The sequence below is a fragment of the Nocardia sp. bgisy134 genome (assembly GCF_057708325.1).
The window spans coordinates 19,981-33,732 of sequence record NZ_JBYIRW010000005.1 but is presented as its reverse complement, the minus strand read 5'-3'; the positions used below and the strand labels follow the sequence as shown (position 1 = coordinate 33,732).

At 67.8% G+C, this 13,752-nt stretch carries 8 protein-coding genes; 4 read left to right on the top strand and 4 right to left on the bottom strand.

The features are described 5' to 3' along the window. The first annotated feature begins 126 nt into the window (after positions 1 to 126). Both lysX and AC3ERS_RS11000 read left to right on the top strand, forming a co-directional pair. The gene (lysX, locus tag AC3ERS_RS11005) at positions 127 to 3,450 is read left to right on the top strand and encodes a bifunctional lysylphosphatidylglycerol synthetase/lysine--tRNA ligase LysX (protein ID WP_431966240.1); all 3,324 of its coding nucleotides are present in this window, start codon (positions 127 to 129) and stop codon (positions 3,448 to 3,450) included. A 133-nt stretch (positions 3,451 to 3,583) separates the two neighbouring features. After that, on the top strand, positions 3,584 to 3,889 hold the full coding sequence (locus AC3ERS_RS11000; RefSeq protein WP_431966238.1) for a hypothetical protein: 306 nt from the start codon (positions 3,584 to 3,586) through the stop codon (positions 3,887 to 3,889). Positions 3,890 to 4,005: 116 nt separating this feature from the next. Here AC3ERS_RS11000 and AC3ERS_RS10995 read toward each other — a convergent pair whose 3' ends face one another. Continuing rightward, positions 4,006 to 4,575: a Uma2 family endonuclease gene (locus AC3ERS_RS10995; protein WP_431966236.1), complete on the bottom strand. Its 570-nt coding sequence runs from the start codon at positions 4,573 to 4,575 to the stop codon at positions 4,006 to 4,008. 173 nt (positions 4,576 to 4,748) lie between these two features. Between AC3ERS_RS10995 and AC3ERS_RS10990 the strand changes: the two genes are divergently transcribed. Then, complete coding sequence (locus AC3ERS_RS10990; protein ID WP_431966234.1) at positions 4,749 to 5,360, top strand: histidine phosphatase family protein; 612 nt, start codon at positions 4,749 to 4,751, stop codon at positions 5,358 to 5,360. A gap of 163 nt (positions 5,361 to 5,523) precedes the next feature. Beyond that, a complete protein-coding gene (locus AC3ERS_RS10985) occupies positions 5,524 to 5,829 on the top strand; it encodes a hypothetical protein (RefSeq protein ID WP_431966232.1) in 306 nt (101 codons plus the stop codon). Between the two features lie 64 nt (positions 5,830 to 5,893). Here the strand turns inward: AC3ERS_RS10985 and AC3ERS_RS10980 are convergent, their stop codons facing one another. From AC3ERS_RS10980 to gltB, 3 genes are all read right to left on the bottom strand, one after another. Next, entirely contained in the window at positions 5,894 to 6,790 is an 897-nt protein-coding gene (locus tag AC3ERS_RS10980) for a cutinase family protein (protein ID WP_431966230.1), read from the bottom strand. 302 nt (positions 6,791 to 7,092) lie between these two features. After that, positions 7,093 to 8,562 (bottom strand): glutamate synthase subunit beta, encoded by a 1,470-nt coding sequence (locus tag AC3ERS_RS10975; RefSeq protein WP_431966228.1) that lies wholly within the window; start codon positions 8,560 to 8,562, stop codon positions 7,093 to 7,095. Between the two features lie 59 nt (positions 8,563 to 8,621). Next, positions 8,622 to 13,268 carry a glutamate synthase large subunit gene (gene gltB, locus AC3ERS_RS10970; protein WP_431966226.1) on the bottom strand — a complete coding sequence of 1,549 codons (4,647 nt, stop codon included), beginning with the start codon at positions 13,266 to 13,268 and terminating at the stop codon, positions 8,622 to 8,624. Positions 13,269 to 13,752: the final 484 nt, after the last annotated feature.

Genomic DNA, 13,752 nt, shown 5'->3' with positions numbered 1-13,752 from the left:
CCCAGCGGTCGAAGCGCATGCGACATAGTCGCGAGTCTCGGCCGCTGGGACGCGATATATCAGGGGGCCGCGAACACGCCGCGCGAAGGCTCGGCAAACAAACCCGGAAGCGTCCACACTGGATTGGTGACTTTCACGCAAGCCGGTGAGCGTATCGATATCGAGCCACTGGCGGACAGACCGATTCCCCCGGTCCCGCACCGCGGGCACGGCCGGTTCGCCCAGGTCCCGCATATCGCGGGCACTGTGCTCGGCGTCTTCGCGGTGTCGTGCTTTCTGTGGAGCCTCTCGCCGGCGCTGCGATTCCTGACCGAGGTGCCGCGCCGTTACCTCGACGACTACTACTTCGACGCGCCGGACACCAACCTGATGTGGGCGCTGATCGTCGGCCTCTTGGCCGGCGCGATCGCCAGCCGCAAACGGATCGCCTGGTGGTTGCTCGTCGGCTATCTCGCGCTGTTCGCGCTGACCAACGCCGTGGAATTCGTGACCGAAGGCAATATCGACGCGCTCGTCGCGATGATCGTGCAGCTCGGCGTTATCGGCGTGCTGATCGCCTCGTGGCGGGAGTTCTACACCAAGGTGCGCCGCGGTGCGGCCTGGAAGGCGCTCGGCGTCCTGGCAGGCGGGCTGGCGGTGGGCTGTCTGCTCGGCTGGGCCCTGGTCGAGCTGTTCCCCGGCACGCTGCCGCCCGGCGTGCAGCGGCCCGCCTGGGCGGTCTACCGGGTGACCGCGGCGATCCTGGTGGACAACGAGCATTTCGACGGTCACCCGCGTCCGTTCGTCAACTTCCTGCTCGGCCTGTTCGGCGCGATCGCGCTGCTGGCCGCGGTGATCACGCTGCTGCGCTCGCAGCGCGCGGAGAACGCCATGACCGGCCTGGACGAGTCGGCGATCCGAGGGCTGCTCGAGGGCTCGGACGTGGACGATTCGCTCGGCTACTTCGCCACCCGCCGCGACAAGGCGGTGGTCTTCGCGCCGAGCGCGAAGGCCGCCGTCACCTATCGCGTGGAGCTGGGCGTCTGCCTGGCCAGCGGTGATCCGATCGGCATCCGCGAGGCTTGGCCGCAGGCGATCGACGCCTGGCTACGGCTGGCCGACCGATTCGGCTGGACGCCCGCCGTCATGGGGGCCAGCGAACTCGGAGCGACCGCCTACCGCAGGGCCGGGCTCTCCGCGCTGCGCCTCGGCGACGAAGCCATTCTCGACACCAGGAGTTTCTCGCTGGCGGGGCCGGAGCTGAAGCAGGTCCGCCAGGCCGCGAACCGCCTGCGCAAGCACGGCATCTCGGTGCGTATCCGCAGGCACGGTGACATCCCTGCCGAGGAGTTCCCGCAGGTCATCGCCAGGGCCGACGCCTGGCGCGACACCGAGACCGAGCGCGGCTTCTCCATGGCCCTCGGCAGGCTGGGCGATCCGCTGGACGGCGACTGCTTGCTCGTCGAGGCGGTGAATCAGCAGGACCGGGTGCTCAGCATGCTGTCGCTGGTGCCGTGGGGCCGCACGGGGGCGTCGCTGGAGTTGATGCGCCGCGACCCGCAGAGCCCCAACGGCGTGATGGAGCTGATGATCTCGCAGCTGGCGCTGACCTCCGAGCAGCACGCCATCACCAGGGTGTCGCTGAACTTCGCGGTGTTCCGGTCGGTGTTCGAGGAGGGCGGGCGGATCGGCGCGGGCCCGGTGCTGCGGCTCTGGCGCGGAGTACTGCTGTTCTTCTCGCGGTGGTGGCAGCTCGAGGCGCTGTACCGGTCCAATGTGAAATACCAGCCGCACTGGGTGCCGCGCTTCTTCCTGTTCGAGGAGCGCAGGCAGTTGCCGCGGGTCGCGATGGCCAGCGGCTTGGCCGAAGGCTTCCTGCCGCGCTTCGGCAAAGAACCCGAGACCGCGGTGCACACCGGTCTGCACAGCGCGGTGCCCGACACCATCACCGGCCTGCACGCCGACGGCAGCGCGCCGGACATACCGGAAGTCGGTGTCGCCGAACTCCTCGCGCGCCGCCCCGAGCAGGTCCGGGTGCGGATGGACAAGCTGGACCGGCTGGCCGCGGCGGGCATCGACCCGTACCCGATCGCCTATCCCCCGACGCACACCGTGGCCGCGGCCCGGCGCTCACCGCGCGGCACCACGGTCCGGGTGTGCGGCAGGCTGCTGCGCATCCGCGACTACGGCGGGGTGATCTTCGCGGTGCTGCGCGACTGGTCCGACGACATCCAGCTGGTCATCGACCGCGAACGGGTCGGCGCCGAGCGCAGCGCCGAGTTCGGCGAGTACTTCGACCTCGGCGATCTGATCGAGGTGAGCGGCCAGATCGGGCACAGCCGACGCGGCGAACTCTCCCTGCTGGCGGCCGACTGGCGGATGAACGGCAAATGCCTGCACCCGCTGCCGGACAAGTGGAAGGGCCTCGCCGATCCCGAGGCCAAGGTGCGCCAGCGCTACGTCGACATGGCCATCAACCAGGAGACCCGCGAGGTGCTCGCCAGGCGCAGCGCGGTGGTGCGCTCGCTGCGCGACTCGTTGAACTCCTGGGGCTACCTCGAGGTCGAGACGCCGATCCTGCAGCAGGTGCACGGCGGCGCCAACGCGACGCCGTTCATCACCCACATCAATGCCTACGATCTGGACCTCTACCTGCGCATCGCACCCGAGCTATACCTGAAACGACTATGCGTCGGCGGCATGGAGAAGGTGTTCGAGCTGGGCCGCACCTTCCGTAACGAAGGCGTCGACTTCAGCCACAACCCGGAATTCACCATCCTCGAGGCGTACGAGGCGCACAGCGACTACGAGCGCATGATGCACACCGCCCGCCACTTGATCCAGGACGCCGCGATGGCCGCCAACGGCGCCATGGTCGCGATGCGGCCCACCGACGAAGGCGAGTTCGAGGCCGTCGACATCTCCGGCGAGTGGCCGGTGAAGACGGTGCACGGCGCGGTGTCGGAGGCCATCGGGTCCACTATCACCCCGCAGACGTCCGTGGAAGAACTGCGGACGCTGTGCGATGGGGCCGCCATCCCGTACCAGCACGGTTGGGACGCGGGGCAGGTGGTGCTGGAAATGTATGAGCACCTGGTGGAATCGCAGACCCAGGAACCCACCTTCTACATCGACTTCCCCACCTCGGTGTCGCCGCTGACCCGCGCGCACCGCAGCATCCCGGGTGTCACCGAGCGCTGGGATCTGGTGGCGTGGGGTGTCGAACTCGGCACCGCCTACAGCGAACTCACCGATCCGGTCGAGCAGCGGCGCAGGCTCACCGAGCAATCCATGCTCGCGGCGAACGGCGATCCGGAGGCCATGGAGCTGGACGAGGACTTCCTGCAGGCGCTCGAACACGCCATGCCGCCCACCGGAGGTCTCGGCATGGGCGTCGACCGGATCGTCATGCTGATCACGGGCCGCAGCATCCGCGAGACGCTGCCGTTCCCATTGGTGAAGCCGCGCTGAGGATCTCACTATGAGAGATTGCATCGTCGAAGGATTAACGATGATCGAAACCGCCCGATAACCTTTGAGACTCGGCTCCGGGAGGAGGCCGACACCTTCGACGATCGGGATGGGACATATGTACGTTGACCTGTTGACCAATGCCAGCCTGCTGGATCCGTCCGTGTGGGCGAGCCCGGACACCTGGACAACGGCCATGGAATACGCGGCCAAGAAAAAGAAGAAGAGCAACAACGGTCTGCTCTTCGGCGGCCTCTGCTGCCTGCTCGTGGTCGTCGCCATCGGAGTGGGTATCTACCTGCTGCTGAACAAGAAGAAGAAAGACCAGCAGCCGCCGAACGGCCAGCCGCCCTACGGCGCACCGGGTCAGCCGCCGTACGGCCAGCCGGGCCAGCCCCCTTACGGCCAGCCGGGCCAGCCGCCGTACGGCCAGCACTGATCGAGCTCTGACGCGAAAAGCCCGGGCCGCGTACGCGACCCGGGCTTTCGTGTGCTGCGGAATCGGCTCGGTACGCCGTAGGGCGGCGAGTGGGTTCGCCCGCGGACTACATCCGATCAGATCCCGGTCAGGTCGATGTCGATAGGGAACGGAACGCTCAGGCGCAGGCGGTCGTGGTGGATGCCGGTGAGCGCGTATGCCTTTGTCGCGGGGTCGAGTTCGTACACGTAGACGACCGGGTGCCCGTCGCTGTTCTCCACTCGCCAGAAGTGTGCGATACCGGCCTTGGCGTACAGCTGAGGTTTCCGCTCGCGATCCCGGGTTCGGGTTTCGATCGACACGACCTCCACGGCCAGCACGACTTCCTCGGGCCAATAGGTCGTCCTTTCCCTACCGCCCTCGGTGTGCGCACGCACCACCAGCACATCCGGTTCGGGCCGCTGGTCCCGGCCGAGCGTGACCGTCATCGCGTGGCGAACCCGCATGCCGGCAGGCGCGAAGCGACCGAGCATCGATTCGAGCAAGGCGATGACCTGCACGTGAAACTTCGCCTGCGGGCACGCGAAGACGAAGCTCCCGTCGATCAACTCGGTGTGCGGCGGCAGGTCCGGCAGGCGGTCCAGGTCCTCGGCGACGAACCCGCCGGGCGGCGGACGCAACCACTGTGGGAACGGTTCGGCGGTCACGGCGACGAGTATGTCACCGCACTTCGACGCGATGTATCCGAAAAGCACTGCCTGAAGTGAACAACAGAGATGCAGAGCGAAAACCCCGGTCGTCGCCCGCGACCCGGAGCCTTTTCCGCCCGACAACGCCACCTGAACCGGACCTCCGCGGGAGCATGCGGCACAGTGGGTGGGTGCAGTTGATTCTCGTTCGCCATGCTCAGCCGTTTCGGATGCTGAACGCGTCCGGTCCCGCCGATCCCGAGCTGTCCGAGGTGGGGCGGGAGCAGGCGGAGCGCGTGCCGGGGGCGTTGAGCCACCATCGGATCACGCGGGTGCTGAGCAGTCCGCAGCGGCGGGCGCGGGAGACCGCGGCGCCGACGGCGGCCAAGCTGGGGCTGCCGGTGGAGATCGTGGACGATCTGGCCGAATACGATCGCGACCTACCCGCCTACATTCCGATCGAGGACGCCAAGCTGGAGTTCCGCGACGCCTACGAACGGATCAAGGCGGGGTATCTGCCCGAGCAGATCGACGGTCCCGCGTTCGTGCACCGGGTGCGCGAGGCCGCGACGGAGATCGCCGCGAGCACCGATCCCGCCGAGACCGTGGTCGCCTTCGCCCACGGCGGCGTGATCAACGTGCTGCTCCAGGAGGTGCTCGGCCTGCCGCGGCCGCTGACTTTCCCGATCGACTACTGCTCGGTGACCCGAATCCTGTTCTCCCGCACCGGCCGCCGCACCGCCGCGACCGTGAACGAGAACGGGCACGTGTGGGACCTGTTGCCCCGTAACATCGGCCGCTGATCGCGGGAGAGCCCGCCGCCGTTAACATCGGCCGCGGATTCACAGCGAAGCCCGCCGCTCACAGCGGACTACCAGAATCGTCGCACCCCAGTCACAGCGCCGCGCCCTTCGATGGGAGTTCGTGAGTCACCGCGACTCACGCTCTGAGAGAAGGGAGTTCCGAATGTTTTCCAAGACTAAGAACATCCGCCGAGGTGCCCTCCTGGCCGCCGTGGCGGGCGCGATGGTGACGATTCCGCTGGCGGCGACGGCCAGTGCGGAAGCGCCCGCTGCCGACACCGCTCAGCAGGGGACGGAGGGCCTCGTGCTGACCGATGTCAGCTATCCACATCCGGGTGGGAACCACGGGTACCCGGGCCGACCGGGCAACGACAGAACGGATTCCCACGACTCGGACTACTACACCTCGCCGGGTGCCGGGCCACGCGTCCACCAGGAGGGTATCCCGCCGACCACGTCCGGCAACTGATCGGGAGACGACGAAGGCCACCTCCCGCGCCGGAAAGGTGGCCTTCGCTGTGTCTACGAACCGATCAGGCCATGCCCGCGATCCAGTTGTGCATCCAGGAGACCGCGGTCTGCCCGCCGCCGACCGAGTAGCTGCCGTACACGGTGTGCGCCTGCGAGCGGTAGAAACGCTCCAGGTCCTTGGCGCGCTGCTGGTTCGCCGCGTCGGTCAGCTGCGACTGCAGGAGCGGCACGCCGCCGAAGGCCATCAGATCGTTGATGATCGCGCCCGCCTCGATCTGGTAGCGCCAGATGTTGGCCGGGTTGGCGTCCGAGCTCTGGGCGAGGAAGCCGGCGAAACGGGTGACGAAGTCGTCGGTCGCGGTCGCGCAGTACAGGTCGTCGACCGCGCAGATGGTGCGGGTGCGGTCGCTCACCCAGCCGAAGCCGCCGACCCGCGCGCCGCCCGCGCCCGCGCCGGGCGCCACCGGACCGACCTGAGTGTCGGTCGGCGAGCGGCGCGGGTCGGAGATCAGGCCGACGCCCGCGACGCGATCGGGGGAGACCACACTGAGGCCGGTGCCGATCTCGGCCGCGAGATCACCGGCGGCGTCCGCGCCCTGGCTGTAGCCGACCAGCGCGATCTTCGTCGCGCCGCAACGCTGGGCCACGTCGCCGATCAACCCGCGCGCGGCGGTGACCGCCTCTTTCTTCGAGTTGCCGTAGATCTCGCCCTCCCAGGGGAAGGCGGTCGCCGCGTAGGTCACGTAGTCGACGTCGACCGAGCCGGGCAGGCCGCGGGTGACGCCGGCCAGCATGCCGGGCTGCGGCTTCTTGTCGTGACCGGTCTCCCAGGTACCGGGGATGGCCACCACATAGAGGCTGGGGCAGTTGTCCGCCGCCGCGGTCCCACTGCCGAACACCAAGCCCGAGGCGATCGTCGCGGACGCGCCGAGGGCCGCGACAAGCTTCTTCAACTGCATACTGCTCCAGTTCAAACCTGGCCCCGGTGGTGGGGCGCTCCCCGTCGAGTTGCCGCTCACATGCTGAACGCGGCGGATGTCGTTCTCGTGGACGCGAAGTCAACCCGAGCCACCCACCGCGTTAACGCCTGTACGACGTGTACGACGAGCCCGCAGGTCCGCCGCACACCGTTGATCACAATAGGGGTCGCGCGTCCCATTCGCCATTCGGGCTCCGCGAATGTCCGATTTCCGACAGCGAACACACGAAAGCGCCCGTGGACGAGTTGTCCACGGGCGCCTCGTGTTTGCTCAGGCGACGCTCAGCGCTGGGCGACCATCGTCGGGGTGACCGGTGCGGGAAGCGCCGTCTCGCCCTCGAGGAACTGGTCGACCGCGGAGGCCGCGGCGCGGCCTTCGGCGATGGCCCAGACGATCAGCGACTGGCCGCGGCCGATGTCACCGGCGACGAAAACGCCGGGAATGTTGGTGGCCCAGTTCTTGTCGCGCTGGACGTTGCCGCGCTGGTCGTAGCCGACACCGAGATCGGTGAGCAGGCCCGGCTTCTCGGGTCCGACGAAGCCCATGGCCAGCAGCACCAGATCGGCCTCGAGGGTGAAGTCGGTGCCGTCGACCTTCTCGAAGCGGCCGTTGACCATCTTGACCTCGTGCGCCTCCAGGCCGGTGACCTTGCCGTCCTTGCCGACGAAGCGCTCGGTGTTCACGGAGAACACCCGCTCGCCGCCCTCTTCGTGCGCCGAGGAAACCCGGTACATCAGCGGGTAGGTCGGCCACGGGGTGGACGCGGCGCGCTCCTCCGGCGGACGCGGCATGATCTCGAACTGGTGCACCGACTCCGCGCCCTGGCGGTGCGAGGTGCCGAGGCAGTCCGCGCCGGTGTCGCCGCCACCGATGATGACGACCTTCTTGCCCTTGGCGTGGATCGGCGGCAGGCCATCGGCGTCGGTGACGTCGTCGCCGAGCTGCACCCGGTTGGCCCAGGGCAGGAACTCCATCGCCTGGTGGATGCCGTCCAGCTCACGACCCGGGATCGGCAGGTCGCGGGCCAGGGTGGCGCCACCGGCGAGCACGACCGCGTCGTACCGCTCACGCAGCTCCTCGGCGGTGATGTCGACGCCCACGTTCACGCCGGTCTTGAAGATGGTGCCCTCGGCCTCCATCTGCGCGAGACGGCGGTCGATGAAGCGCTTCTCCATCTTGAATTCCGGGATGCCGTAGCGCAGCAGGCCGCCGATGCGATCGGCGCGCTCGAACACGGTCACGGTGTGGCCCGCGCGGGTCAGCTGCTGGGCGGCGGCCAGACCGGCCGGGCCCGAACCGACGACGGCGACCTTCTTGCCGGTGATGCGGGTCGGGTAGACCGGGGTCACCCAGCCCTCGTCGAAGGCGTTCTCGATGAGCTCGACCTCGACCTGCTTGATCGTCACCGGGTCCTGGTTGATGCCGAGGACGCAGGACGCCTCACACGGCGCGGGGCACAGGCGACCGGTGAACTCCGGGAAGTTGTTGGTCGCGTGCAGGCGGTCGATGCCCTCCCGCCACTGGCCCTTGTACACCAGGTCGTTCCACTCGGGAATCAGGTTCCCGAGCGGACAGCCGTTGTGACAGAACGGGATACCGCAGTCCATGCACCGGCTGGCCTGGGTCTTCAGAGTGTCCTGGGAGAACTTCTCCTCGTAGACCTCTTTCCAGTCCATCAGGCGCAGCGGAACCGGACGCCGCTTGGGCAGTTCCCGCGAGGTGTGCTTCAGAAATCCCTGTGGGTCAGCCACGTGCCGCCTCCGTATTCTCGCCTATCGAAGTCGGACTCGGCTTCTGCAAGCGTCGCGCGTTATCCACGTGCGGCCTCCATGATCGCTTCGTCCACGTCCTTGCCGCTCTTCTCAGCTTCGGAGATGGCGAGCAAAACCTTCTTGTATTCGCGCGGCATGACCTTGACGAAGTGGTTCACCTGCTGCGACCAATCGCTCAGGATGCGATCGGCGACAGCCGAACCCGTCTGGTCACGGTGCTCGGTCACGATGTCGTGCAGCCAGGTGAAGTCGTCACCCGCGAGCTGCTCGATCGCGTCGGTCTGTTCCGGGTTGACCCGCGCGGCGAACGTGCCTTCCGGGTCGTAGACGAACGCGACACCGCCGGACATACCGGCGCCGAAGTTGCGTCCGGTCTCGCCGAGGATGACCACCCGGCCACCGGTCATGTACTCGAGGCCGTGGTCGCCCACGCCCTCGACCACCGCGGTGGCGCCCGAGTTGCGCACGGCGAAACGCTCGCCGACCACGCCGCTGATGAACGCCTTGCCGCTGGTGGCGCCGAACAGGATCACGTTGCCCGCGATGATGTTCTGGTCGGCGACGAAGTCCGACGGCGCGCTCTGCGACGGGCGCACGACGATGTGACCGCCCGAAAGGCCCTTGCCGACATAGTCGTTCGCGTCACCCTGCACCCGCAGCGTGATGCCCGCCGGCACGAAGGCGCCGAAGCTGTTGCCCGCGGAACCGGTGAACGTGATGTCGATGGTGTCGTCCGGCAGGCCGGTGCCGCCGTACAGCTTGGTCACCTCGTGGCCGAGCATGGTCCCGACCGTGCGGTTCACGTTCGTGATCTTGGTCTCGAACTTCACCGCCTGGCCGCGCTCCAGCGCGTCCCGGCTCTGCGTGATCAGCTGCTGGTCCAGCGCCTTGTCCAGGCCGTGGTCCTGCGACTTGGTGCAGCGGCGGTCCTGGTACATGAACGCCGTCTCGACGTCGTCCAGGATCGGCGACAGGTCGAGCTTGCTGGCCTTCCAGTGCTCCTTGGCCTTGGCGGTGTCGAGCATGTCGACCCGGCCGATGGCCTCGTCCAGCGTGCGGAAGCCGAGCGACGCCAGCAGTTCGCGGACCTCTTCGGCGATGAACAGGAAGAAGTTCTCGACGAATTCCGCCTTGCCGGTGAAGCGTTCGCGCAGCACCGGGTTCTGCGTGGCGACACCGACGGGGCAGGTGTCGAGGTGGCAGACGCGCATCATGATGCAGCCCGAGACCACCAGCGGAGCGGTCGCGAAGCCGTACTCCTCGGCGCCGAGCAGCGCGGCGATCACGACGTCGCGGCCGGTCTTCATCTGACCGTCGACCTGCACCACGATGCGATCGCGCAGACCGTTCAGCAGCAGCGTCTGCTGGGTCTCGGCGAGGCCGAGCTCCCAGGGACCGCCCGCGTGCTTGAGCGAGGTCAGCGGGGACGCGCCGGTGCCGCCGTCGTGGCCGGAGATCAGCACGACGTCCGCGTGCGCCTTCGACACACCCGCGGCGACGGTGCCGACGCCGGGCTCCGCGACAAGTTTCACGTGAATCCGCGCCTGCGGGTTCGCGTTCTTCAGGTCGTGGATCAGCTGCGCCAGGTCCTCGATCGAGTAGATGTCGTGGTGCGGCGGCGGCGAGATCAGGCCGACGCCCGGCGTCGAGTGCCGCACCTCGGCGACCCACGGGTACACCTTGTGCGCGGGCAGCTGGCCGCCCTCGCCCGGCTTGGCGCCCTGGGCCATCTTGATCTGGATGTCGGTGCAGTTGGTCAGGTAGTGCGCGGTGACGCCGAAGCGACCCGAGGCCACCTGCTTGATCGCCGAACGACGCCAGTCGCCGTTCTCCTCGACCTCGAAGCGGGCCGGGTGCTCGCCGCCCTCACCGGAGTTCGAGCGGCCGCCGAGCCGGTTCATCGCGATCGCGAGGGTCTCGTGCGCCTCGGCCGAGATGGAGCCGTAGCTCATCGCGCCGGTGGAGAACCGCTTCACGATCTCCGAGGCGGGCTCGACCTCGTCGATCGAGATCGGCGCGCGCTGACCGGACTTGAACTTGAACAGGCCGCGCAGCGAGGCCAGTCGCTCGGACTGGTCGTCGACCAGCTTGGTGTACTCCTTGAAGATCGAGTACTGGCCCGAGCGGGTCGCGTGCTGCAGCTTGAAGACGGTGTCCGGGTTGAACAGGTGGTATTCGCCCTCGCGACGCCACTGGTACTCGCCGCCCACCTCGAGCTCGCGGTGCGCGCGCTCGTTGCGGTTCTCCAGGAACGCCACCCGGTGCCGCGCCGCCACGTCGTCGGCGATCTCGTCCAGGCCGATGCCGTCCAGGTGCGAGCGCAGGCCGGTGAAGTACTCGTTCACCAGTTCCTGCGACAGGCCGATCACCTGGAACAGCTGCGCGCCGTTGTAGGAGGCCAGGGTGGAGATGCCCATCTTGGACATCACCTTCAGCACGCCCTTGCCCGCCGCCTTGTTGTAGTTGGCGACGGCCTTGCGGTAGTCGGCCTCCAGGCTGCCGGTGCCGAGGTCGAGCGCGCCGCGCTCCAGCATGTCCTCGATCGTCTCGAAGGCCATGTACGGGTTGATCGCGGCCGCGCCGAAGCCGACCAGCATGGCCATGTGGTGCACCTCGCGGGCGTCACCGGCCTCCACGATCAGGCCGACCTTGGTGCGGGTGCGCTCGCGCACCAGGTGGTGGTGCACCGAGGAGGTCAGCAGCAGCGACGGGATCGGCGCCAGCTTCTCGTTGGATTCGCGGTCGGAGAGCACGATGATCCGCGCTCCACCGTCGATGGCCGCCGAGACCTGGGTGTTGATGGCTTCGAGCGCCTTGCGCAGGCCCTTGCCACCCTTCTTCACCGGGTACAGACCGCGCACGACCACCGAACGCAGCTCGGGACGCGAGCCGTCGTCGTTGATGTGCACGAGCTTGGCCAGCTCGTCGTTGTCCAGGATCGGCTGCTCGATGGCGATCTGCTTGCACGACTCGGGGCCGGGGTGCATCAGATCGGCCTCGGGACCGATGTTGCGCTTGAGGCTGGTGACGACCTCTTCCCGGATCGCGTCCAGCGGCGGGTTGGTCACCTGCGCGAACAGCTGCGAGAAGTAGTCGAACAGCAGGCGCGGGCGCGCCGAGAGCACCGCGATCGGGGTGTCGGTGCCCATCGAGCCGAGCGCCTCGAGGCCGGACTTGGCCATCGGCGAGATCAGCAGGTTCAGCTCTTCGTTGGTGTATCCGAAGATCTGCTGACGGATCAGCACGCGGTCGTGCGACATGTGCACGTGCGGACGGTCCGGCAGATCCGCCAGGCGGGTCACGCCCTCGTCCAGCCACTGCTGGTACGGGTGCTCGGCGGCGAGCTCGGTCTTGAACTCGTCGTCGGTGACGATGCGGCCCTTGGAGGTGTCCACCAGGAACATGCGGCCCGGCTGCAGGCGGGCCTTCTTGACGACCTTGGACTGGTCGATGTCGAGCACGCCGACCTCGGAGGCCATCACGACGAGGCCGTCCTCGGTGACCCAGATCCGGCTCGGACGCAGGCCGTTGCGGTCGAGTACGGCGCCGATCACGGTGCCGTCGGTGAAGCACACCGATGCGGGGCCGTCCCACGGCTCCATCAGCATCGAGTGGTACTCGTAGAACGCCCGCCGCTGCGGGTCCATGTTCTCGTTGCGTTCCCAGGCCTCGGGAATCATCATCAGCACGGCGTGGGGCAGGCTGCGGCCGCCGAGGTGCAGCAGTTCCAGCACCTCGTCGAAGCGGGCCGTGTCGCTCGCCCCCGGGGTACAGACGGGGAAGATCTTCTCCAAGCGGTTCTTGCCCGCGGAGTCGGTCCCGAACACGTCGCTGTTCAGCAGCGCCTCACGGGCGCGCATCCAGTTCTCGTTGCCGGTGACGGTGTTGATCTCACCGTTGTGCGCCACCCGGCGGAACGGGTGCGCGAGCGGCCACGACGGGAAGGTGTTCGTGGAGAACCGGGAGTGCACGATGCCGAGGGAGGACTCCACCCGGCCGTCCTGCAGGTCCAGATAGAAGGCGCGCAGCTGGGGCGTGGTGAACATGCCCTTGTAGACGAAGGTCTGGCCGGACAGGCTCGGGAAGTACACCGACTCCTTGCCGACGGCGCCCTGGCCCGCGCCCGCCGAGCCGAGCTCGTGCTCGACGCGCTTGCGGATGACGTAGGCGCGACGCTCCAGGTCCATGCCGGACAGCTGCTCGGCGGCGCCCTGCGGGGACGCGATGAAGATCTGACGGAAGGTCGGCATGGCGTCGCGCGACAGCGCGCCGAGCGACGACTCGTCGATCGGCACCTCGCGCCAGCCGAGAACCTCGAGGCCCTCTTCCTTGACGATCTTCTCCACGCCGTAGGCGGCGCGCGCGGCCTCGCGGCGAGCCTGCGGCAGGAAGGCGATGCCGGACGCGTAGGACCCTTCGGCGGGCAGCTCGAAGTCCACGATCGCGCGGAAGAAACGGTCCGGGATCTGGATCAGGATGCCCGCGCCGTCGCCGGAGTTCGGCTCGGCGCCCGCAGCACCACGGTGCTCCAGGTTCAACAGTGCCGTAATAGCCTTGTCCACGATGTCGCGGCTGCGGCGGCCGTGCATATCGACGACGAATGCGACGCCGCAAGCGTCGTGTTCGTTCGCCGGGTCGTAGAGACCGATGGGTCCAGGTGACCTGTGGCCAGGAAGTTGCGTCATGCCTCTGCCTTCAAGAAAGTGGCCTTCGATGAAAAACGGCCTTTCGTCGAACGCCTCCGTCAAGACTGCGCCCGTACGTTCCGAAGCCAGCCGCGCTGATGGTCTTCGGCGTGCAGTCACGTCTCCAGTTGTCCACCCGCGATGGATAAGTGGGTGCTCGTAGGTAACGGAACGCTTACGTGTTCCTTACCTCCGCGCGGGTGTTCACCCGCTACTCTGGGCACCTGCTTGGTGAGCCCGAGCGGGCGATGGTTGCCGAGCTTTTCGTGTTCGGCGTAAGAGCAAACGATAAGTCAGGTCCGGGGCCCAACCAACTTAGGTAGCACTAATAACCTGGTCTAGCTGGGCTTCTTCATACGGTCCTCCACGTGTGCGCGTCGTCCAGTGTAAAGCAGCGAATGGACCTGGATCGATCCCCCGGCACCCGGTGCCGAGTGGTGGACACGGCCCACCGCGCGACCGCCCCGCGAGGCCGAACAACCCC

Excerpts from the sequence above, each read along its gene's own strand:
- AC3ERS_RS10985 (WP_431966232.1), top strand. The coding sequence starts at position 5,524 with ATGTTTTCCAAGACTAAGAACATCCGCCGAGGTGCCCTCCTGGCCGCC.
- AC3ERS_RS10980 (WP_431966230.1), bottom strand. The coding sequence starts at position 6,790 with ATGCAGTTGAAGAAGCTTGTCGCGGCCCTCGGCGCGTCCGCGACGATC.
- gltB (WP_431966226.1), bottom strand. The coding sequence starts at position 13,268 with ATGACGCAACTTCCTGGCCACAGGTCACCTGGACCCATCGGTCTCTAC.